19 protein-coding genes and 1 pseudogene are annotated in these 20,838 nt (G+C 59.1%); 11 read left to right on the forward strand and 9 right to left on the reverse strand.

The window, feature by feature from the left end; genetic code table 11:
- Positions 1–93: 93 nt before the first annotated feature.
- The gene (locus FQ185_RS23635) at positions 94–1,056 is read left to right on the forward strand and encodes a LysR family transcriptional regulator (RefSeq protein WP_149419541.1); all 963 of its coding nucleotides are present in this window, start codon (positions 94–96) and stop codon (positions 1,054–1,056) included.
- On the opposite strand, the gene FQ185_RS23640 is transcribed toward FQ185_RS23635, so the two are convergent.
- The 3 genes from FQ185_RS23640 to FQ185_RS23650 form a co-directional block, all read right to left on the reverse strand.
- Positions 998–1,207, reverse strand: a complete 210-nt coding sequence (locus FQ185_RS23640) for a PA3496 family putative envelope integrity protein (protein ID WP_082459174.1) — start codon at positions 1,205–1,207, stop codon at positions 998–1,000. The genes FQ185_RS23635 and FQ185_RS23640 overlap by 59 nt on opposite strands.
- Positions 1,208–1,423: 216 nt before the next feature.
- Positions 1,424–2,290 (reverse strand): transcriptional regulator HexR, encoded by an 867-nt coding sequence (gene hexR / locus FQ185_RS23645; RefSeq protein ID WP_008156648.1) that lies wholly within the window; start codon positions 2,288–2,290, stop codon positions 1,424–1,426.
- A gap of 135 nt (positions 2,291–2,425) precedes the next feature.
- On the reverse strand, positions 2,426–5,299 hold the full coding sequence (locus FQ185_RS23650; protein ID WP_149419542.1) for an EAL domain-containing protein: 2,874 nt from the start codon (positions 5,297–5,299) through the stop codon (positions 2,426–2,428).
- Between the two features lie 257 nt (positions 5,300–5,556).
- Between FQ185_RS23650 and uvrD the strand changes: the two genes are divergently transcribed.
- The 3 genes from uvrD to FQ185_RS23665 all read left to right on the forward strand — a co-directional run bounded on the left by uvrD (position 5,557) and on the right by FQ185_RS23665 (position 9,446).
- Positions 5,557–7,740 (forward strand): DNA helicase II, encoded by a 2,184-nt coding sequence (gene uvrD / locus FQ185_RS23655; RefSeq protein ID WP_008027451.1) that lies wholly within the window; start codon positions 5,557–5,559, stop codon positions 7,738–7,740.
- A 289-nt stretch (positions 7,741–8,029) separates the two neighbouring features.
- Complete coding sequence (locus tag FQ185_RS23660) at positions 8,030–8,902, forward strand: Tim44 domain-containing protein (protein ID WP_149419543.1); 873 nt, start codon at positions 8,030–8,032, stop codon at positions 8,900–8,902.
- 136 nt (positions 8,903–9,038) lie between these two features.
- A complete protein-coding gene (locus FQ185_RS23665) occupies positions 9,039–9,446 on the forward strand; it encodes an SMI1/KNR4 family protein (protein ID WP_149419544.1) in 408 nt (135 codons plus the stop codon).
- A 21-nt stretch (positions 9,447–9,467) separates the two neighbouring features.
- On the opposite strand, the gene FQ185_RS23670 is transcribed toward FQ185_RS23665, so the two are convergent.
- The gene (locus FQ185_RS23670) at positions 9,468–11,231 is read right to left on the reverse strand and encodes a cation:proton antiporter (protein ID WP_149419545.1); all 1,764 of its coding nucleotides are present in this window, start codon (positions 11,229–11,231) and stop codon (positions 9,468–9,470) included.
- A 285-nt stretch (positions 11,232–11,516) separates the two neighbouring features.
- On the opposite strand from FQ185_RS23670, the gene FQ185_RS23675 reads away from it, so the two are divergent.
- Positions 11,517–11,999 (forward strand): acyl-CoA thioesterase, encoded by a 483-nt coding sequence (locus tag FQ185_RS23675; protein WP_016772447.1) that lies wholly within the window; start codon positions 11,517–11,519, stop codon positions 11,997–11,999.
- A gap of 143 nt (positions 12,000–12,142) precedes the next feature.
- Here FQ185_RS23675 and pdxY read toward each other — a convergent pair whose 3' ends face one another.
- Positions 12,143–13,015: a pyridoxal kinase PdxY gene (gene pdxY / locus FQ185_RS23680; RefSeq protein WP_149419546.1), complete on the reverse strand. Its 873-nt coding sequence runs from the start codon at positions 13,013–13,015 to the stop codon at positions 12,143–12,145.
- Between the two features lie 120 nt (positions 13,016–13,135).
- Here pdxY and FQ185_RS23685 point away from each other — a divergent pair, with 120 nt between their 5' ends.
- Entirely contained in the window at positions 13,136–13,549 is a 414-nt protein-coding gene (locus tag FQ185_RS23685) for a DUF3301 domain-containing protein (RefSeq protein ID WP_149419547.1), read from the forward strand.
- A gap of 11 nt (positions 13,550–13,560) precedes the next feature.
- On the opposite strand, the gene FQ185_RS23690 is transcribed toward FQ185_RS23685, so the two are convergent.
- Complete coding sequence (locus FQ185_RS23690; RefSeq protein WP_149419548.1) at positions 13,561–14,532, reverse strand: GTP-binding protein; 972 nt, start codon at positions 14,530–14,532, stop codon at positions 13,561–13,563.
- Positions 14,533–14,559: 27 nt separating this feature from the next.
- Here FQ185_RS23690 and FQ185_RS23695 point away from each other — a divergent pair, with 27 nt between their 5' ends.
- Complete coding sequence (locus FQ185_RS23695) at positions 14,560–14,916, forward strand: NADH:ubiquinone oxidoreductase (RefSeq protein WP_149419549.1); 357 nt, start codon at positions 14,560–14,562, stop codon at positions 14,914–14,916.
- Positions 14,917–14,920: 4 nt separating this feature from the next.
- On the opposite strand, the gene FQ185_RS23700 is transcribed toward FQ185_RS23695, so the two are convergent.
- Both FQ185_RS23700 and zigA read right to left on the reverse strand, forming a co-directional pair.
- Positions 14,921–15,571: a DUF1826 domain-containing protein gene (locus FQ185_RS23700; protein ID WP_149419550.1), complete on the reverse strand. Its 651-nt coding sequence runs from the start codon at positions 15,569–15,571 to the stop codon at positions 14,921–14,923.
- Positions 15,571–16,779, reverse strand: a complete 1,209-nt coding sequence (gene zigA / locus FQ185_RS23705) for a zinc metallochaperone GTPase ZigA (protein ID WP_149419551.1) — start codon at positions 16,777–16,779, stop codon at positions 15,571–15,573. The genes FQ185_RS23700 and zigA overlap by 1 nt, the downstream gene beginning before the upstream one ends.
- Before the next feature lie 143 nt (positions 16,780–16,922).
- Here zigA and FQ185_RS23710 point away from each other — a divergent pair, with 143 nt between their 5' ends.
- Positions 16,923–17,300, forward strand: a complete 378-nt coding sequence (locus tag FQ185_RS23710) for a glutamine synthetase (protein WP_149419552.1) — start codon at positions 16,923–16,925, stop codon at positions 17,298–17,300.
- Here FQ185_RS23710 and FQ185_RS23715 read toward each other — a convergent pair.
- Positions 17,297–18,315, reverse strand: a pseudogene (locus FQ185_RS23715) (N-acetylmuramoyl-L-alanine amidase). The gene FQ185_RS23710 and the pseudogene FQ185_RS23715 overlap by 4 nt on opposite strands.
- 86 nt (positions 18,316–18,401) lie before the next feature.
- On the opposite strand from FQ185_RS23715, the gene folE2 reads away from it, so the two are divergent.
- The 3 genes from folE2 to FQ185_RS23730 are packed head-to-tail and all read left to right on the forward strand — an operon-like array spanning position 18,402 to position 20,829.
- Positions 18,402–19,298 carry a GTP cyclohydrolase FolE2 gene (gene folE2 / locus FQ185_RS23720; protein ID WP_149419553.1) on the forward strand — a complete coding sequence of 299 codons (897 nt, stop codon included), beginning with the start codon at positions 18,402–18,404 and terminating at the stop codon, positions 19,296–19,298.
- Positions 19,295–19,963 (forward strand): metal ABC transporter ATP-binding protein, encoded by a 669-nt coding sequence (locus tag FQ185_RS23725; RefSeq protein WP_149419554.1) that lies wholly within the window; start codon positions 19,295–19,297, stop codon positions 19,961–19,963. The genes folE2 and FQ185_RS23725 overlap by 4 nt, the downstream gene beginning before the upstream one ends.
- Complete coding sequence (locus FQ185_RS23730) at positions 19,963–20,829, forward strand: metal ABC transporter permease (RefSeq protein ID WP_149419555.1); 867 nt, start codon at positions 19,963–19,965, stop codon at positions 20,827–20,829. Before FQ185_RS23725 ends, FQ185_RS23730 begins: the two co-directional genes overlap by 1 nt.
- Positions 20,830–20,838: the final 9 nt, after the last annotated feature.

Below are 20,838 nucleotides of genomic sequence, written 5' to 3' on the forward strand. Positions count from 1 at the left end.
CACAAGGGATTAACAAAAATGATTAATTATTGGGTCAGGCATAAGTAAAGACTTATAGTTGACGCTTCAGCCTGCAGCGAGATCACCTAGAACATGCGTAAGTCCTTGATGCGTTTGACATTGCGTCAATTGCAGATCTTCAACGAAGTCTGTGATTTGAGGTCCTACAGCCGCGCGGCCGAAGAAATGTCGCTCACACAACCTGCCGTCAGCCTACAGATCCGTCAACTTGAGGAGCTGATTGGTCAGCCTTTGTTCGATTACGTCGGCAAAAAACTCTATTTGACTGAAGCGGCCGAAGCGCTCCAGCGCGCCAGCCGGGACATATTCGGGCGTCTGGAAAACCTCGACATGCAGCTCTCGGACATGCAGGGATCGTTGCAGGGCCAGCTGAAACTGGCGGTGGAATCCAGCGCCAAATATTTCGTGCCGCACCTGTTTGCCGCGTTCAAGCGCCAGCACCCGGAAGTGAACCTGCAACTGACAGTGGTCAATCGCGGACAAGTGATTCGACGCCTGTCAGACAACCGTGACGATCTGGTGATTATGTCGATGGTGCCGCAGGACATGGGGCTGGAATTCTTGCCGTTCCTCAACAACCCGATCGTTGCCGTGGCGCCACCGGATCATCCGCTGTGCCACATGGGCCCGCTGCGCTTGCAGGATCTTGAGCCCTACACCCTGCTGATGCGCGAGCTCGGCTCCGGGACGCGGATGGCTTGCGAAGAGTACTTCAAAGAGAAACGCGTGCACTTCAACCAGACCCAGGAAGTCTCATCAGCCGAAGCCCAGCGTGAATGTGTGGTGGCGGGTCTGGGCGTGGCGCTGTTGACGCGTCACGCCCTGAACCTTGAATTGGCGACCGGCGGATTGATCGAGTTGCCGGTCGACGAGCTGCCGCTGTACCGCAGCTGGTGCCTGGTGCAGGCCAAGGCCAAACGCCTGTCACCGGTGGCTCACGCATTCCTTGCGTTTATTCGCAGCGAACGGGTGCAGATCAGCGCGCTGGTTGAGCGCTTCGACGGGAAGTTGCCGGTGCCGCCTGCCAGTAGTTGAGCTCCAGCTCAGGGAAATCACCGATCTCGGCCAGCAGTTGGCGACGTTCGCAGCGATCTTCGATAGCACGGCGAAACTCCATGCGTCGCTGGTCTTCCTGCTGACGACGGGTTCTGACGGCGCTGTTGCGTTCTTCGTAGGGCTGGGCCATTTCGAGTCTCCCAAGGCGATTACGGGAGTTTCAAGATAGGCGCGAGGGATGACGGTTTGGCGGCGGGTGGGTTACAGGGATGTGAATCTTTGGCGTTTTTGAGAACGCCATCGCGAGCAAGCTCGCTCCCACAGGGGGAGCGCGTCCGTCAGGACAACTCGGTCCTGTGGGAGCGAGCCTGCTAGCGATTAAGGTCGGAACGACCTTACGACGACGTCAGTCGTCCAGCGCTTTTACCGATTTAGGTGACAGCCGCAAACTGCGCAGGCTGCGCTTGACGCTCTTGAGGTGATTGACCAGGCTCGGCCCGCGGGCCATGGCCACGCCCATCGCCAACACGTCGATCACCACCAGGTGGGCAATGCGCGAGGTCAGCGGCGTATAGATCTCAGTGTCTTCGTGCACATCGATCGCCAGGTTGACGGTCGACAACTCGGCCAACGGTGTCTGGCTCGGGCACAAGGTGATCAGCGAGGCGCCACTTTCGCGCACCAGATTGGCGGTGATCAACAAATCTTTGGAACGCCCGGACTGGGAAATACAGATCGCCACGTCGGTCGGTTTCAACGTCACCGCCGACATCGCCTGCATGTGCGGGTCGGAATACGCCGCTGCCGTCAGCAGCAAACGGAAGAACTTATGCTGGGCATCGGCCGCCACTGCACCCGACGCGCCAAAGCCATAGAACTCGACCCGCTGGGCCTGCGACATCAGCGACACGGCACGCTGCAACTCCACCGGATCGAGCTTCTCGCGAACCTCCATCAGCGTGTGCAGGGTGGTGTCGAAGATTTTCAGGCTGTAGTCAGCGACCGAGTCGTCTTCATGAATCGCGAACTGTCCGAAGCTCGCGCCGGCAGCCAGGCTCTGTGCCAGTTTCAGCTTCAAATCCTGGAAACCGGAGCAACCGATGGCGCGACAGAACCGCACGATGGTCGGTTCGCTAATGCCCACGTTGTGGGCCAGGTCGGCCATGGAGCTGTGCATCACCGCCGCAGGATCAAGCAGCACGTGGTCGGCGACCTTGAGCTCCGACTTGCGTAAGAGGTGGCGTGACTGGGCGATGTGTTGCAGCAGATTCAAAGGGCTGGACTCTTTGTTATTGGCAGGTGCCGGGGATGTAGCAAGCTTGTAGTTATACTACATGAATCGGCTTTTTGCCTGCTCAATGCGTAACTCGATGTCCCCATTTCACGCCACATGCGCTCCATGTAGCCCCTATAAGGGTTTCGCGTCCGCACGCAACAGCGCCGCCAGGCCATCGGCTTCGACCGGGCGGCTAATCAAATAGCCCTGCACTTCATCGCAGTGCTCGGCTTTCAAAAACTCCAACTGTTCTGCCCGCTCCACACCCTCGGCTACCACTTTGAGCGACAAGCCGTGCGCCATGGCAATGATTGCCCGGGTGATCGCCGCGTCCTCGCTACCCTCCCCCAGACCGCGGATAAACGCCTGATCGATCTTCACGTAATCCACAGGGATGCGCTTGAGGTAGCTCAGGGACGAATACCCGGTGCCGAAGTCATCAATCGCCAACTTCACACCCAAATCACGCAATTGCTGGAAGGTCGCGATGATGTGCTCGACGCTGTCCAGCAACTGACTTTCGGTGAGTTCCAGCTCGAGGTGGTGCGGCGCCAGACCGGTCTCCTCCAGCACCTGACGCACCAGGCTAACCAGTTTTCCCTGCCGCAGTTGATGCACCGACAGGTTGACCGACACCCGAATCGGCTCCAATCCCTGACGCTGCCATTCACAGGCTTGCCAGCAGGCCTGACGCAGCACGAACTCGCCGATAGCGCTGATCAGCCCGGTTTCCTCGGCCAATCCAATGAAGTCCCCCGGCGGCACTCGGCCCAGGGTCGGGTGATCCCAGCGCACCAACGCCTCGGCGGCATTCAGCCGGCCGGTGGCGAGGCAGAGTTTCGGTTGATAAAACACTTTCAGCTGCTTTTCTTCGATGGCTTTGCGCAACTGGTTCTCGAGCTGTAAACGCTCGAGCGTGCTGGCTTGCAGGCTGTCGGTGTAAAACTGGAAGTTGTTGCCGCCCAAATGTTTGGCATGCTGCATGGCCATGTTCGACTGGCTGACCAGCGCGGAAATCTCCCGCGCGGTGTCCGGCAAGAGACTGATGCCCATGGATGCGCTCATCACCAGTTCATGCCCCTGGACGGTGATCGGCAAACGCAGTTTGGTCGACAATCGGGTCGCCACCCGCGCCAGGCTCGACAGGTTGCCGTATGCATCGAACAGCACCGCAAATTCATCGCCGGACAACCGGGCGATGGTGTCCGCTTCCGGCAGCGCGTTGACCAGGCGCCGAGCCATTTTCTGCAACAGTTGATCGGCGATTTCGTGGCCGAGGCTGTCGTTGAGCAGCTTGAATCGGTCCAGATTGATGTGCAGCAACGCCAGGCTGCGCCGACCGCCCTGGCGCACCCGCTGATGAGCCTCGCGCAGTCGTTCGTGGAACAACGAACGGTTGGCCAGTCCTGTGAGTTCGTCGTAATGGGTGAGGTAGCGCATACGCTCTTCGGATTCACGCCGAGCCGACAGATCGGCGAAGAAGCCCACAATATGACTTACATTTCCCCGAGTATCGCGCACAGCGTTCAATTGCAACCATTGCGGATACAACTCGCCATTCTTGCGGGTTTCTACCAGCTCGCCCTGCCAACTGCCGTGCTGCTCCAGTGCCTGACGAATCGCCGCGTAGTGTCGGCGGGCATCGCGGCTGCACGGCAACTCGACCACGTTGCGCCCGATCATGTCATCAATGTCATAGCCAGTGACTCGGCTGAAGGCCTGATTGACCGCAATCAGCGCGTAATTCGGATCGAAAATCACGATGCCCTCACTGGCGGCTTCGAACACCGTTGCGGCCAGTTGCCGCTGCTCTTCCAAAGCCTTGCTGACGCTGATGTCGCGACGGGTGCCGACCATGCGGATCACCCGGCCATTTTCGCCGCGCTCAACCGCCCGACCTCGGTCCTCGATCCAGACCCAATGACCATCGCCGTGGCGCACGCGGTACTCAATCTGGTAGTCGTCGCTGCGCCCCTTCAAATGCTCGACCAGCGCACGCTTGAGCGACGGCAAGTCATCGGGGTGCAGCCGCGGCTTGAGGTGGCGAAGCATTGCTGTCACGAGTTCCGGTTCCAGGCCAAACAGCTCCTGAAGCTGGGTGTGATGAACTTCGTCGGTTTGCAGGTTCCAGTCCCACAAGCCCAACTCACTGGCCTTCAACGCCAGGGCGAGGCGCGTTTCACTCTTGCTCAGGGCTTGAATGGCAGCATCCAGTTCCAGGCTGCGCTGGGCGACGCGACTTTCCAGATCGATCTGAATTTGACGCAACTCGTCTTCAGCATGACGGCGCTGGTCGATTTCCTTGGCCAGCTTTTGATTGAGCTGGTCGCTGCAACTTTGAGCCTGCTGCAAGTGCTCGATGAGCGCCTGATTCTGGAAACGGCGCAACAGCCCGCTATCGATCAGCCGGTTGACCTGCCAGGCGACCACGCTCAACGCGCCCAGCAATATCAGGCCAAACCAGCCCCAACCCTGGCCTTGTTCATCGCCGCCCCAGAACAGATAGCCAATGGCCGGCAACAGACAGGGCAAGGTAAAGGACAGGAACGCTGGCAGGCTGACCGCGTACGCAACGCTGGCCGAGAGGGCTGCCGCACCGATCAGGCCGAACACCCAGGCTTGTTGCATAAAGTTATCGGCGGGTACTAGCGCAATGCCGGCGCCGGCCAGGGTCAGGCCGGTCAAGGCCGAACCCAGCAAAAACATGCGACGCCAGATCGGATGGGCCTGACGGTTGGGTATCGCCGAATCGAAGGCCGCTACCTGAATCACTCGTAACGCCACCAGCGATAACAACCACACCAGCCAGACGCTGACCAGGAAGTAGCGCTGCGGGCTCCAGAGCAAACCGGCGCAGACCAGACCATTGATGAGCATGAACAGAGTGGGCAGCAGCGAGCCCTGGTACAGCAGACGCGTGCGTTCGACCGCCATTTCCATGGCGTACTGTTTACGGATAACCCGGGGCTCCACAGTGGGGCCCGACAGGTCGGAGCTGAGGGTCATAGGCAATGTTCTTGTTCTTATAAGATGAGCATGAGCCCGAAACGTCGACGGAGCATACACAAGCAAAGGCCCGGACCAAACTGCCCCAGGTCATAAAATAGACAAAAGTCTCGACTGCTCACGCCTGCGTAAAAGCTGCCAAGCGAGCCCCGCCAACGCTTGCAGCCGGTGACTGACCGGTCGTCCTGCACCTATCTTTCATCGGCTAAAGCAATGCGGGGTTTGCCCGGTGTGACGCCGCCCCCTAGAATGCCCCGATGCGCGATGATCTCTCCCTTCTGCTGAACTCCCTCAACGATGCTCAACGCCAGGCCGTAGCTGCCTCCGTGGGTCGTCAGTTGGTCCTGGCCGGTGCTGGTTCCGGTAAAACCCGAGTGCTGGTGCACCGTATCGCCTGGTTGATCCAGGTCGAAAACGCCTCGCCTCACTCAATCCTGTCGGTGACCTTCACCAACAAGGCCGCTGCCGAGATGCGCCATCGCATCGAGCAGTTGATGGGTATTAACCCGGCCGGCATGTGGGTTGGCACCTTCCACGGCCTGGCGCACCGCTTGCTGCGGGCGCACTGGCAGGAAGCCGGCCTGAGCCAGACCTTCCAGATTCTCGATAGCGACGACCAGCAGCGGCTGGTCAAGCGGGTGATCCGCGAGCTGGGCCTGGACGAGCAACGCTGGCCGGCTCGACAAGCCCAGTGGTTCATCAACGGGCAGAAAGACGAAGGTCTGCGTCCACAACACATTCAAGCCAGCGGCGATCTGTTCCTGGCCACCATGCGCAGCATTTATGAAGCCTACGAGGCCGCGTGCCTGCGCGCAGGCGTCATCGACTTCTCCGAACTGCTGCTGCGTGCCCTCGACCTGTGGCGCGATCATCCAGGCTTGCTGGCGCATTATCAGAAGCGCTTCCGGCACATTCTGGTGGACGAGTTCCAGGACACCAACGCCGTGCAGTACGCCTGGTTGCGACTGCTGGCCAAGGGCGGCGACAGCCTGATGGTGGTCGGCGACGACGACCAGTCGATCTACGGCTGGCGCGGCGCGAAAATCGAAAACATTTATCAGTACTCCGACGATTTTCCGGATGCTGAAACCATTCGTCTTGAGCAGAACTACCGCTCCACCGCCGGGATCCTCAAGGCAGCCAACGCTCTGATTGCCAACAACACCGGGCGCATGGGTAAAGAGCTGTGGACCGATGGCGGCGAAGGCGAAGCGATCAATCTGTACGCCGCGTTCAACGAACACGACGAGGCACGCTACGTGGTGGAAACCATCGAAAGCGCGCTCAAAACCGGCTTGGCTCGCAGTGATATCGCGATTTTGTACCGCTCCAACGCCCAATCCCGCGTTTTGGAAGAAGCCCTGCTGCGCGAGCGCATTCCGTACCGTATCTACGGCGGTCAGCGCTTCTTCGAACGGGCAGAAATCAAGAACGCCATGGCCTACCTGCGTTTGCTGGAAGGTCGTGGCAACGATGCAGCGCTGGAGCGAGTGATCAACGTTCCGGCCCGCGGTATCGGCGAAAAAACCGTCGAAGCGATTCGCGACCACGCGCGCCACAGTGATGTGTCGATGTGGGAAGCCATGCGCCTGCTGGTCGCCAATAAAGGCTTGACCGGTCGTGCGGCTGGCGCCCTTGGCGCGTTCATCGAATTGATCGAGAACCTCGCCGCCAAGTGCATGGAGATGCCGCTGCACCTGATGACCCAAACCGTCATCGAGCAGTCGGGGTTGATCGCCTACCACGAAGCGGAAAAAGGCGAGAAAGGCCAGGCCCGGGTCGAAAACCTTGAGGAGCTGGTCAGCGCCGCGCGCAACTTCGAAAATGCTGAAGAAGACGAAGACCTGACGCCATTGGCGGCGTTCCTCGGTCACGCGTCACTGGAGGCCGGAGATACTCAGGCCGACGAGCACGAAGACAGCATTCAGTTGATGACCTTGCACAGCGCCAAGGGTCTGGAATTCCCTTACGTGTTCCTGGTGGGCATGGAAGAAGGCCTGTTCCCGCACAAGATGAGCCTGGAAGAACCCGGCCGTCTGGAGGAAGAGCGTCGCTTGGCCTACGTCGGCATCACCCGGGCCATGCAGAACTTGGTGATGACCTATGCTGAAACCCGACGCCTGTACGGCAGCGAGACTTACAACAAGGTGTCGCGTTTCGTACGTGAAGTGCCGAAAGGCCTGATCCAGGAAGTGCGGCTGTCCAACAGTGTCAGCCGTCCGTTCGGCGGTGGCCAGCAGCAGAGTTCCAGCAGCCTGTTTGGCGGCAGCGAGATCCCGGACACCGGATTCAGCCTCGGCCAGACCGTACGGCATTCGGTGTTTGGCGACGGTGTGATCCTGAACTTCGAAGGCGCCGGGGCTCAGGCTCGGGTGCAGGTGAACTTCAGCGAAGGCAGCAAATGGCTGATGCTGGGTTACGCAAAGCTCGAAGCGATTTAAAGCCTGCCCGTGATTCAATGTGGGAGCGAGCCTGCTCGCGAAGGCAGCAACGCGGTTTGTCAGAAACACCGCGTTTTCGTTCTTCGCGAGCAGGCTCGCTCCCACAGGGTTCACCCTTCCTACAGAACTAATCCACTCGTCCTACGGACCAAAGTTAACAGGCCTTATTGCGCTGACTGAAGCTGAACACAACCTGTCAGGCAAAAGCCCGAAACACTCTGCCGCTAGCCAGTAACACTTCAGCTGTGCAACATGGCGCGCGTGCCTTCCACAAATGGGAATTCCCTTTATGAAACGTTTTCTTAGCATCGCCATGGCGTTGTGCATCGGCCTGACGATGAGCCTCGACGCCAACGCCAAGCGCTTTGGTGGCGGCAAGAGCTCCGGCGCTGCGCCGACTCACCAGACCAGCCAAATGGCTCCTTCTTCTGCCGCAGGTGGCGCTGCTGCCACTGCCGGCGCGGCCGGTGCCGCTGGCGCTGCCGCCAAGGCCGGCGGTGCTTCGCGCTGGCTCGGCCCTCTGGCCGGTATCGCTGCCGGTGGCCTGCTGGCCTCCATGTTCATGGGCGGCGGCTTCCAGGGTATGCAGATCTTCGACATCCTGATCATGGCGGTCATCGCCTTTCTGGTCTTCCGTTTCATCGCCGCCCGTCGTCGCAAGCAGCAAGAGCAACTGGCTCCAGCCGGCGCACCGATGCAGCGTGAAACGTTCGAGCAGAAGCCTACAGCGATGGGTTCGATCTTCGGCGGCTCGGCGGCTCCTGTTGCCGCTCGTCCGGTGATCAATGCGCCAGCCTGGTTCAATGAAAACAATTTCATTGAAGCGGCCCGCAACCACTTCCAGTCCCTGCAGCAACACTGGGACGCCAATGAAATGGACAAGATCTCCGAGTTCGTGACCCCACAACTGCTGGAGTTCCTCAAGCGCGAACGTGCCGATCTGGGCGAAGGTTTCCAGTCCACCTACATTGATAACCTCAATGTTCAACTGGACGGCGTGGATGATCGTGCCGACAAGACCATCGCCACCCTGACCTTCACCGGCGTGTCGAAGACCTCGCGTTTCGACCAGGGCGAAGTGTTCAGCGAAAGCTGGAACATGGAACGTCCGCAGGGCGAGAACCAGCCTTGGCTGGTCGCTGGTATCCGCCAAAACGGCTGATCCCTCCCGCGTTAAGCATGTTGTAATAAAAACCCCAGCCTCGGCTGGGGTTTTCTATTTCGCGGTTGCATCTATAGCGAGCTACTGTATAAACCGCCCCAACTAAACCGCGCCATACAGCAAGAGGATCCCGGACGTGGAAGAAATCATCGAACAACTGCGTGAAGCCAACGAACCGGTACCGGTCCCCTTGGAGTTGCCCGACGAAGATCAACTGGTGGAAATCGAAGAACAACTGTTCATCGACATTCCGTTTGTCTTCAGAGAATTTTTGCTGACCGTCAGCGACGTCGTCTACGGCAGCCTGGAGCCGGTGACCGTCACCGACCCACAATCCCACACTTACCTGCCAGACGTTGCCGCCAATGCCTGGGATGCAGGCGTTGATCGCAGCATGATTCCGATCTGCCAGGACGGTGACAACTACTACCTGGTCGAAGAAGACGGCACCGTGGTGCTGTGGCTGGCCGAAGAAGAGCTGGTCGCCGAAGAAACCTGGGAATCGGTGTGGCACTGGGCGCGGGACGTCTGGCTGGAGAGCTGATCCGCCTGACGCCTCGCGTGGTCAATGCCCGGACGAATCCTTGTGGTTGTCCAGTGTTTCGAGCAACGCCACCTGCATCCGCGTGTGCACGCGGATGAACCAGCGCCAGAGCAGCGCCGCTACAGCGGCCGCGACCACGACGATCAGCATCAGCAACTTGTTGGTCGGCAGAATACTGGCCGACAAGGCTGCCAGCAGCAGAAAAATCACCAGCAGCGAGAGGATCGGGATCACTTCGGCGATCACCCGGCGCACACGTTGCGTGTGGCGGCCGGCCATTTCCGGCTTCACGCCCATCTCCGCCAACAGCATCGACAGCGCCTTGAGCTTGCGATAGGCGGCGATCAGGAACGGCAGCGACAACAGCAACGCCCCGCCCCAAATCAACGCTTTCTGCCAGCTCGGGTCGCTGATCCAGTCTTGCAGATAAGTGGATATACGCTCGGCGAAGTACGCGCCCGCGAAGAAGATCGCAATCACCAGCGCCAGATTGACCCCTACCTGCAACAGAATCCGTCGAATCATCGACGCCAGCAGAGCGCCCTCGCCCTGAGGCTGGATGCTGCGCAGCCATTCGCCGTACATTCCCAATACCCGACTAAGGCGTTGCGGCATGACAGCAGCCAGCTTGATCGACAGCGGGTCGGCCGCGCGGATCAGATACGGCGTCATCAGCGTAGTGAGCACCGAGACCGCCACAGCCACCGGATAGAGGAAGTTACTGGTGACCTGCAGGGTCATGCCCAGCGAGGCGATGATGAAGGAAAACTCACCGATCTGCGAAAGACCCATCCCGACCCGCAGTGAGGTTCGTCCGTCATTGCCGGCGATAAAGGCGCCGAGACCACAGGACAACATCTTTCCAAGCACGACGGCCACGGTGATTACCGCGATCGGCCACGCGTATTGCAGCAAAATCATCGGGTCGAGCATCAAGCCAATGGCGACGAAGAAAATTGCGCTGAACAGGTCGCGAACCGGTTCGATCAGCCGCTCGATTTTCAACAGTTGCCGGGACTCGGCCATGATTGCGCCGATCAGGAACGCCCCGAGCACCATGCTGTATTCGAGTTTGACCACCAGCAGACAGAAACCGAAACACAGGCCGAGAACGGTGATCAGCAACATTTCATTGCTTTCGAACCTGGCCACGTAGGCCAGCAGACGCGGCACCAACAGAATCCCAATGACCAGCGCGACGATCATGAACAGCGACAGCTTGCCGACCGTGGAAAACACTTCGCCGGAACTCACCGTACCGCTGACCGCGATGCTCGACAGCAAGGCGATGATGCCGATGCCAAGGATGTCTTCGACGATCAGCACGCCGAATATCAACTGGGCAAAGCGCTCGTTTTTCATCTTCAGGTCGTTGAGCGCCTTGACGATGATGGTGGTTGAGGAAATTGCCAGGATCGCGCCAAGGAACAACGAATCCATGGTGTTCCAGTCGAACCAGCGACCGATTTCGTAGCCGATCCAGATCATCAGCACGATTTCCAGGAACGCTGCGATGAAGGCAGTGGCGCCCACCTTGAACAGTTTGCGCAGGCTGAACTCCAGGCCCAGGCTGAACATCAGGAAAATCACCCCGAGCTCGGCCAGGGTCTTGATGGTTTCTTCGTCGTGAATCAGGCTGAACGGCGGCGTGTGCGGGCCCATGATGAAGCCGGCGACGATATAGCCAAGGACCACCGGCTGTTTGAAGCGATGAAACAACACAGTCACCACACCTGCGACCAACATGATCACTGCCAAATCCTGAATAAAACTGATGGCATGCATGGTGTGGGCTCCTTGGGTAACGATTGCTCAATCGCCAGACGCGAGAAAGATCTGATTGAACAGAGTAAAAATCCGGTTTACGTGTAGGAATTGCCCTCGGGATAGGCTTTTGAAGGGTAACACCGCGACTTCCGGCAGAAAGGCGGTGCAATATATGGAAACAGATCGATCCGGCGTGACGGCGGCGACTCGCCCGGCGTCCCGATAACTGTGGTTTGAAAAAACCGACCAGGCCCCGCAGAGGTGCCGCCCTTCCGAAATTCTGCCTTGAACCGTGAGAACGCTATGGAACCCGGAAACGCCCAACTGTCGATGACGGTATTGATGACCCCCGACATGGCCAACTTCTCTGGCAATGTTCACGGCGGTACCCTACTCAAGTACCTCGACGAAGTGGCCTACGCCTGCGCCAGCCGTTATGCCGGTCGCTACGTCGTGACCTTGTCAGTGGATCAGGTAATTTTCCGTGAGCCGATCCATGTCGGCGAACTGGTGACTTTCCTGGCCTCGGTCAACTACACCGGCAACACCTCCATGGAGGTGGGCATCAAGGTGGTGACCGAAAACATCCGCGAGCGCTCGGTGCGCCACACCAACAGCTGCTTCTTCACCATGGTCGCGGTGGATGACCAGCGCAAACCGGCCGCTGTACCGCCATTGCAACCGCAGAACAGCGAAGACAAGCGTCGCTTCATGCAGGCCCAGCAGCGTCGGCAGATTCGTCAGGAACTGGAAAAGCGCTATCAGGAAATCAAGGGCGACGCCTGAACTGTTTAGTCAGTTTGATGGGGTTCTTAAGTGAGTCATCGCAAGCAAGCTCGCTCCCACAAGTGATCTACGACGGATACAATTTCTGTGTCCACTGAAGATCTGTGTGGGAGCGAGCTTGCTCGCGATGGGGTCTACGCCGTTCAGAGACTGATCGCTGTCGCCTCGAACCGCACCCGCGGATGGGCAATCCGGTCCTGCGCCCTGACCAGTTCCAGCTCATAGCTGGAGCAAGCCTGGGTTTCCAGCAGCACTTCATGCACCGCCGACGCGGCGAATTCGAAAGCCGCTACCAGGCTGTCGCCCAACAGTACGCGAGCCAGAAACAGCCCGGATGTCAGGTCGCCGACACCCACAGGTTGACGCGGAAACGCCAGCAGCGGCCGGCGCAAATGCCAGCTGTCTTCGGCCGTCACCAGCAGCATCTCGAAAACGTCCAACGGCTTGCCAGGATAGTCCAGATGCTTGACCAGCACCGCCTTCGGCCCGCGCGCCAGCAGCGCTCGTGCCATGGCCAGGCAGTCGAACAGCGATTGCGGCTTGCGCCCCGAAAAGCTGTCCAGCTCCAGCTGGTTCGGGCACATGAAGTCCGCCACAGCAGCCGCCTCCTGCAACAGAAAATCGCTGACTTCCGCCGGCACGCTACAGCCTTTCTCTGGATGGCCCATCACCGGGTCACACAGGTACAGCGCCTTGGGATTCATTGACTTGATCCGCGCCACGCCCGTCAGAATCGCCCGGCCCTGGGCCGCACTGCCGAGGTAGCCAGACAACACCGCATCGCAGTTGCCGAGTTCGCCAATCGCAGCGATGCCTTCGACCAATTCTGGAATCTGGTGCGGTGCCAGCACTTCGCCGGCCCACTGGCCGTACTGGGTGTGGTTGGAGAACTGCACGGTATTGAGCGGCCAGACGTTCACCCCGACCCGCTGCATCGGGAAAACCGCGGCGCTGTTGCCAGCGTGGCCGAACACCACGTGGGACTGGATGGCGAGCAGATGCGGCGTACGTTTCATGCGGTGAGTTTTCCGTAAAACGATTGAAATTCGAGCCGCGTAGTATGCGACTAAACGCAGCCTGTACGACAGACCGGCGACGCAGTTAAGCTGACACTATCTTGTTGGAGCAATCTGTTGATGCTGACTCTCGGAAATATCTTCGTGCTGATGCTGCTCGCCACCGGTGGCGCGTGGCTATGGCACAACCACGGCTTGCGCGAGCGCGCGCTGGAGCGGGTCAAGCAGCATTGCAGCAAACTCGAGATCGAGTTACTGGACGGCAACGTGGCATTGAAAAAAATCGCGTTCATCAAGGATGCCAACGGTCGGCGGCGCCTGGCCCGGGTGTATAACTTCGAATTCACTGTGACGGGCGAAACCCGCCACAACGGCACCATCACCCAGTTCGGCGCCCACAGTGCGCAAATCGAACTGGCGCCCTACCCGATGCCGTTTGATGACACCCCTGCGGTGGTCGATGTGGCGAAGCCCCGCGCCGAGGTGATCGAACTGAGCCAGTGGCGCCAGGAACACACCAAGTGGCGTCCGTGAACCCAAGCGTTTTAATTAGAATTTGATCGACAGTCGGTTAGATTTTTTTGCAGTGCTTCAACATTCTGCGGCCCACTGAAAATCAGCTCGATACGCGAATCGCGCCGCCATTCGCTGGCTTGCCAATTCAGCGCCGAGTTATCCAGCGCATTCGCCGAAACCCAACCGTCCGCGCTGTGGATAACCAACTTCGCCCGCCGCCAGGCAAGGCTTCCAAGCCACTGAGCGAAAAGTGTGGCATCGAATGTCTGGCTCGGATGCCAACGCCAGCCAACGCTCCAACCGCCCTCCTGTTCCTGGCTCAAGCAAATCGGGAGCGCTGGATCGGTCCAGATGGCCGGCATCTGTGCCAGTCCTTTGGGCACGATGAAGTTATCCACACCCGCCATAGGCCGGGCTTCAAGTCCCGGTAACTTGCTCAATGGCAAGACGGCTTGCTCCGTCCAGTACACAGGACGAGAAGGCAACTGCGCGGTAATTCGCTGGCGATCATCCTCATCGAGATTTTCGGATTTGTTCAGCAACAACAAACCAGCACTGCTCAACGCTTCCTGTTGCGACTCAGGCAGTGCTTTGCCGACAGCAAGGGCTTGGGCATCCAGTACCAACACGCTGGGCTGCACCGCCAACACGCCAGCCCACGGAGCCTCACTCAACTGCCTGAGCAACTGCGCCGGATGACCCAGCCCGGAAGGTTCGATGAACAACCGGTCCGGCCGTGCCTTGCGCAGCAAACGCCCGAGGCCGATCTGAAACGGCGCGCCATTGACGCAACACAAACAGCCCCCGGCCACTTCACCCAGTGCGATACCATCAGAGTCCAGCGTCAGCAGCGCAGCATCGAGGCCGATCTGGCCGAATTCGTTGATCAGCACCGCCCAGCGCTCACCCCCCGGCCGCTGCATCATCAGGTTCTTGATCAGGCTGGTTTTGCCGGCCCCCAAAGGGCCAGCAATGACGTGTGTGGGAATGTTCTGCAACATGATCGAATTTTTCTGAGGAGGTAAAGAATGCGGTTGATGGGATTGCCGTTGCTGCTGGCGCTCTGCTCCGGCGAGGCGCTGGCACAGGCATGTGTGGTACATAGCACGGCTGAGCGACTCGACGTGAAAGTCTGCCAGCAGAACCGCAACATCCCGGAAAAGCTCTTCGCCGACGGCTTCTGTCAACCAAACCTTCCGGGCCAAAAGGTCGAGGTGCAGTACGTCGACCAATGCCCCTCCGGCGCGTTCGGCGTGTGCAGCGACGCCCAAGTCGCCAATATGCCTTACAAGCAGGATATTCACTATTACGGCGTAGCCACGGATGCGGCGTATCTGAAGCCGTTTTGCGAAACCAAGAGCCAGGGAACCTGGCTCAAACCTTGAGCCGTTAGTTCAGCCAGTCGAGTGTCACGATCAAGCGGCGCTCACCTGGAGCCGGTTGCGGCGAACGGTGGATCAGGCCGAAGCCTTCGTTGCCGTGCCATTTTTCACCCTTGAGCAGCGCCACGTCGCCGCTGACGACTTGCTGAATCAACGAGTCGTCCTTGGGCTCGGCTTCGGGTTTGCCCAATTGCCGGCGATCCATCGCCCCTTCCTTCAGCCATTGGCTGCCAATCCCGGCATAAGTAGTGATCAACCGTACCGGCACATGATCGACGTGGAAACGCGGGCACATAGCCTTATCCAGGACTCGCAGGCGCAGGCCGATACGCTTGGCGCCCAGTAAACAGGCGAAGGCGCTGATCAGCCAGGAAACGTCGACGATGAAACCTTCGTAACCTTCCAGATCACTGAACCCCGAGGCCAATCCGTGGAGATTGGGTTCGCTGTCATCGCTGGGCAGTTCGAGGACCAGCGACTCGGCCAACGGCTCGTTCAGGGACAGCAGCAAACGCCCGAAATTAGCGATATGCGCCGGGAGTTGGCGTTGCCAAACAGCGAGGTTTACACCGTCATCCAGTATTCGCGCCAGCGTCTGCGGCATCTCACCTTGAACCTGATGAATGATCGGCCGCAGTTTCAGACGAGGCGCCAACATCAGGCAGCTACCTCTTCAAACCATGGGCCGAATGGATCTGGCAGCAGTCGCCAGCCCTCGACACCCAACGCCATTTCATCGTCGGACAGCAGGCAATTGTCGAGTTCGCTGGTGAGTTGCGCGAAGTCGATGTTCTGGCCGATGAACACCAGTTCCTGGCGGCAATCGCCAGTGGTTGCGGTCCAGTTTTCCATGATCCCTGCCGTGCTTTCTTCGTCCTGCGGCCACTGAGGTTTCGGCACGAAACGCCACCAGCGTCCGGCGAAACCGTGGCGCATCAAACCGCCGGCCTGGGACCAGCTACCGGCGTCCATGTGCTTGCTCGCCAGCCAGAAAAATCCTTTGGAACGCAGCAATTTGCCGTTCACCCACGGGCGGTCGATGAAACTGAAAAAGCGCTGCGGATGAAATGGTCGGCGGGCTCGGTAGGCTGTCGAAGCGATGCCGTACTCTTCGGTTTCGGGCACGTGTTCGCCACGCAACTCCTGTAACCAGCCTGGCGCTTGAGAGGCCCTTTCGAAATCGAAACGACCGGTGTTAAGGATTTTGTTCAGGGGAATTTCGCCCATGACCATCGGGATGATTTCTGCCTGAGAGTTAAGCCGTTCAAGGATCGCGATCAGCTCCTGGCGTTCGCTGCGGCTGATCAAGTCGATCTTGCTGATCAGAATCACGTCGGCGAATTCGATCTGCTCGATCAACAGGTCAGTGATCGAGCGTTCGTCCTCCTCGCCCAATGTTTCACCACGGGAAGCGAGACTTTCGGCGGCCTGATAGTCGAGCAGGAAGTTCATGCCATCGACCACGGTGACCATGGTGTCGAGCCGGGCGATGTCGGCCAGGCTCTGCCCTTCTTCATCGCGGAAGGTGAAGGTTTCTGCTACGGGCATCGGCTCGGAAATGCCGGTGGATTCGATCAGCAAATAATCAAAGCGACCATCCTTGGCGAGTTTGCTCACCTCTTCCAGCAAGTCTTCGCGCAGGGTGCAGCAGATGCAGCCATTGCTCATCTCCACGAGTTTTTCTTGCGCACGATTCAGAGTGACATCGCGCTGGACTTCGCTGCCGTCGATGTTGATTTCACTCATGTCATTGACGATCACGGCGACGCGCAGATTGTCGCGGTTGCGCAGCACGTAGTTGAGCAGCGTACTTTTGCCTGCGCCGAGAAAGCCCGACAGGACGGTGACAGGGAGCCGATTGGGCATCAGGTATTCCTCATAAGGGATGCCCGGTCGCAGTGTCGGGCTTATTTAGATGTTATAGTATAACAATGCAAACAAGCCACTCCCTCTTGCCCACAACGACAAATGGCACGATGCTCAAGCCCGTTCGGTCCGTGAGAAATCCTATGCGTATTGTTCTGAAAGTGGCGTTGATGAGCCTTGCATTACTGGCGGCCGCCGACGCTATGGCGCAAACGCCGAGCCTGGCCAAATGCACGCGCAGCGCCAATCTGCTTGCCTGTGTGGACGCCGACGGCAACGCCTATAGCGTCAACACTGTCGCAAGCACGATCTATCTGCGGGGTTTCGAAGCGGCTACAAAACGCCACTGGGTGCAGACCAACAGTCGCTACGGCCAACTCACGTTCTTCACCGGGCTCGCTTCCGATGGCGAAGCCTGGGTTGGCTACAACCGCCGCGTCGGCTGGACCACCATCAATCGGTTTTCCAGCTCTGGTGGCAGCAGCGGCAAGTTCATCTGCAGCCGAATCGCTGGCTGTTAAGCCTGATTCTTTTTCTGCTCTTGCTGCCAGGCGATGTAGCTGTTTACCGGAGGATTTTTCTGGAAATAGCGCTGTAATCCTTCGAACAAACCATCAGCCACGGCCGGCTGATGACGTGCTGTGACCAGTCGCTGACTGTCGCGAGCGTTAGAAATGAACCCGGTTTCCACCAGGATTGATGGCACGTCCGGCGATTTCAGCACCGCGAATCCCGCCTGTTCCACACGCTTTTGATGCAACGTCGTGATGCCCGCCAGACTCCCGAGCACTGTGCTGCCCAACTGCAAACTCGCCGCAATCGTCGCATTCATCGACATGTCGAGAATCACCCCGGCGAGCATCGGGTCCTTGTCCTTGAGGTTCAGCAGGCTGGTAGCGCCCAACAGATCTGCGCCGTTCTCCCGTTGCGCCATGAAGCGCTCTGTGGCCGAAGTCGCGCCGCCCTCCGACAGGCAGTAAACCGACGCCCCTGACGCGGTGAGCCGCGGCGCAGCATCGGCATGCACCGAGATGAACATGTCAGCGTTGTGCTTGCGGGCAATCTCCACGCGTTTGCGTAGCGGCACGAAGAAGTCGCGTTGCGCACCAGCTTTACGTCGAAGCCCTTCTCGCGTTTCAGTCGTTTAGCCAACAGCTGAGCGATGGACAGCACCACGCCTTTCTCACGCTCGCCTTTGGCGCCGACCGCGCCTGGATCTTTGCCTCCATGACCGGGGTCGACCACCACGATGATGTCGCGCTTGGGGTGAGCCTTATCGATTGTCGCCTCAGGTGCCGCCGCAATATGTACTGGCGTAGCAACCTTCAAGTCGAGCACCCGTCGATGCCCCTGCCCGCCCTGTGGCGGCAACAGAAAGCTGTTGAGCTGCACCGGGCCGCTGAGGTCGAACACCAATCGCAGCTTGTTATCCGAACGCCAGAGGCGCGCGATGCGAATTTGTGTGGCGCAAACGCCAAAGGGTAAAGCGAAAGCCGCGCTGGCCAGTATCAGGCTGAGCAAGTGACGTCTGTACATGATGAAAGCCCGTTCATGAAAAAGGCATGGTCGAATTTGATGTAATAACATAACATTTGAAATCGATCCCCACGATGGACTTGCTCATGAATGCGCTGACTCTGCCGGATATCGCCGCGCAGGCCTCACGCCAAGCCCTGCCACTTGAGTGGGTGGGCATGTGCGGCATTGCTCTTCCGGTTTTATTCGATGGCCAACGACTGAGTGCAACGGCCGACGCCGGCGTGAGCCTCGACGATGAAGAAGCGCGCGGCATTCATATGTCGCGGCTGTACTTGGCGCTGGAAATGCTCGAACAGAAAAACCTCACACCTGCCTTGATGCGGCGAGTGTTGCAGAGTTTTCTTGATTCCCATGAAGGCCTGTCGAACAGCGCTCACTTGAAAATTCATACCGATTTGCTGCTCAAAAGACCGGCGCTGATCAGCCCATTAGCCGGTTGGAAAAAGTATCCGGTGAGCATCGAAGCACGTTTAAAAAACTCGATGTTCCACGTGGAACTAAAAATCGACGTTCCTTATTCCTCAACCTGCCCGTGTTCAGCAGCCCTTTCCCGGCAACTGATTCAGCAGCAATTCATCGATGATTTCGCCAACCGGGCACTGCAACATGCCGATGTGTTGGCTTGGCTCGGCTCCACAAAAGGCATCGTCGCGACGCCGCATAGTCAACGCAGTAATGCGAATTTGCATCTGCGTTTAGACGACGGTCTGGATGACCTGCCATTTATCGCGATCATCGACGACGCCGAAGCAGCGCTCGGCACTGCCGTTCAAACCGCAGTAAAACGCGCCGACGAACAAGCATTCGCCCTGGCCAATGGTCAAAACCTCATGTTCTGCGAAGACGCCGCGCGACGTTTGAATCTGGCCTTGAAACGCTCCCCCGGCGTCAACGCCTTCCACCTGCGAGTCGTCCATGCCGAAAGCCTCCACGCCCACGATGCCGTCGCCGAAAGCCGATGGAATTGGGAGGTTGCATGATCCGTTGCCAAGCGTTGCGTTGGGGTGCGCCGGGCCAACCGCTGACGCCCGCCGTGGATTTCGAATTTCCCAAGGGCAGTTTGACTGCCATCATCGGCGCCAATGGCTCGGGTAAAAGCAGCCTGTTGAAAGTCATCGGGGGTCTGCTAAAGCCACTGACGGGAAAAGTCGTGCTGGATGTTCCACGCAAGGGTTCGCTCTCATTTCTCCCCCAGCAACAACACCTGGACCGGCAGTTCCCTATCAGCCTCCAGGAGCTGGTGGCTGCCGGTTTCTGGGGCAGCAAGCAAACGCCAGAGATCCGCGGTCAACGGCTCAAATCGGTCTTGGAAGACTGGTGTCTGAGCGGTTTGGAACAGCGCCCCTTGATGGCCCTGTCCGGCGGCGAATTGCAGCGCGCCCTGCTCGCCCGTTTGAGCCTCACCGAAGCGCCGCTGTTGTTGCTCGACGAACCCCACGCTGCCCTCGACGAACTCGGTCAGGCGCTGCTCTGGAAACACATCCACGCCTGGCACGCCGAAGGCCGAACCCTGGTCGTCGTGTGCCATGACCTGGCCGCCGTTCGCCAACATATTTCACAAACGCTGCTGATCAAAAGCAGCGGCTGCATCCTGGGATCGAGCATTGATCTGATCCATCAACAACCACAAACGCAGGTGGCTTGATGATCGCTGCCGCTCATCTCTGGCAACCGTTCCACGAGTTCGTGTTTATGCGCCGGGCGCTAATCGGCGGCCTCGTTCTGGCTTGCAGCACGGCACCGTTAGGCGTGTTTCTGATCCTGCGGCGCATGAGCCTGATCGGCGACGCGGTGGCTCACGGCATTCTGCCTGGCGCTGCACTGGGCTTCTGGTTTGCCGGGTTGAGTTTGCCGGCGCTGACCATCGGCGGCCTCGGTGCCGGTCTCGGCATGGCCGGACTCGCCGCCTGGATCACCCGTCGAACCGGCCTGCGAGAAGACGCCAGCCTTGCCGCGATCTACCCGATCTCCCTGGCCACTGGCGTGCTGATCCTTGGCATCGCCGGCAAACGTCTGGACTTGTTGCACCTGCTGTTCGGTTCGGCACTGGCAGTCGATGGGCCCACGTTGACCGGCATGTTGTGGGTCTCTGGATTCAGTCTGGCTGCCATGGCCCTGATCTACAGGCCGCTGCTGCTCGACACCCTAGACCCGCTCTTTCTGCAAACCGTCAGCCGACTCGGCCCTCTTGCCCATGGCGTATTCCTGACCCTGGTGGTGCTGAATCTGGTGATCGGCTTCCAGGCGATCGGTGCATTGATGGTGGTCGGCTTGATGATGTTGCCTGCCGCCGCCTCTCGCTTCTGGAGTCGTCGCTTGCCCGTGCTGATCGCCATCGCCGCCGTGCTCGGCTGCCTTTCGGTGTGGCTCGGCTTGCTGCTGTCGTTCTACTGCTCGCTACCCAGCGGCCCGGCGATCGTGCTGGTGGCGGGCGGTTTGTATCTTCTGTCCGTGGTGTTTGGACCGGTGCACGGTTTGCTGCGCCGCCCGCCTTTGCTCACATCCCAATGAGGTGTTACC

It is taken from the genome of Pseudomonas sp. ANT_H12B (genome assembly GCF_008369325.1).
GTDB lineage: Bacteria > Pseudomonadota > Gammaproteobacteria > Pseudomonadales > Pseudomonadaceae > Aquipseudomonas.

Bases quoted from the DNA above. Each gene is read 5' to 3' on its own strand.
- FQ185_RS23635 (WP_149419541.1), top strand. From the start codon at position 94: ATGCGTAAGTCCTTGATGCGTTTGACATTGCGTCAATTGCAGATCTTC.
- FQ185_RS23640 (WP_082459174.1), bottom strand. From the start codon at position 1,207: ATGGCCCAGCCCTACGAAGAACGCAACAGCGCCGTCAGAACCCGTCGT.
- FQ185_RS23650 (WP_149419542.1), bottom strand. From the start codon at position 5,299: ATGACCCTCAGCTCCGACCTGTCGGGCCCCACTGTGGAGCCCCGGGTT.
- uvrD (WP_008027451.1), top strand. From the start codon at position 5,557: ATGCGCGATGATCTCTCCCTTCTGCTGAACTCCCTCAACGATGCTCAA.
- FQ185_RS23660 (WP_149419543.1), top strand. From the start codon at position 8,030: ATGAAACGTTTTCTTAGCATCGCCATGGCGTTGTGCATCGGCCTGACG.
- FQ185_RS23670 (WP_149419545.1), bottom strand. From the start codon at position 11,231: ATGCATGCCATCAGTTTTATTCAGGATTTGGCAGTGATCATGTTGGTC.
- FQ185_RS23675 (WP_016772447.1), top strand. From the start codon at position 11,517: ATGGAACCCGGAAACGCCCAACTGTCGATGACGGTATTGATGACCCCC.
- pdxY (WP_149419546.1), bottom strand. From the start codon at position 13,015: ATGAAACGTACGCCGCATCTGCTCGCCATCCAGTCCCACGTGGTGTTC.
- FQ185_RS23685 (WP_149419547.1), top strand. From the start codon at position 13,136: ATGCTGACTCTCGGAAATATCTTCGTGCTGATGCTGCTCGCCACCGGT.
- FQ185_RS23690 (WP_149419548.1), bottom strand. From the start codon at position 14,532: ATGTTGCAGAACATTCCCACACACGTCATTGCTGGCCCTTTGGGGGCC.
- FQ185_RS23695 (WP_149419549.1), top strand. From the start codon at position 14,560: ATGCGGTTGATGGGATTGCCGTTGCTGCTGGCGCTCTGCTCCGGCGAG.
- FQ185_RS23700 (WP_149419550.1), bottom strand. From the start codon at position 15,571: ATGTTGGCGCCTCGTCTGAAACTGCGGCCGATCATTCATCAGGTTCAA.
- zigA (WP_149419551.1), bottom strand. From the start codon at position 16,779: ATGCCCAATCGGCTCCCTGTCACCGTCCTGTCGGGCTTTCTCGGCGCA.
- FQ185_RS23710 (WP_149419552.1), top strand. From the start codon at position 16,923: ATGCGTATTGTTCTGAAAGTGGCGTTGATGAGCCTTGCATTACTGGCG.
- folE2 (WP_149419553.1), top strand. From the start codon at position 18,402: ATGAATGCGCTGACTCTGCCGGATATCGCCGCGCAGGCCTCACGCCAA.
- FQ185_RS23725 (WP_149419554.1), top strand. From the start codon at position 19,295: ATGATCCGTTGCCAAGCGTTGCGTTGGGGTGCGCCGGGCCAACCGCTG.
- FQ185_RS23730 (WP_149419555.1), top strand. From the start codon at position 19,963: ATGATCGCTGCCGCTCATCTCTGGCAACCGTTCCACGAGTTCGTGTTT.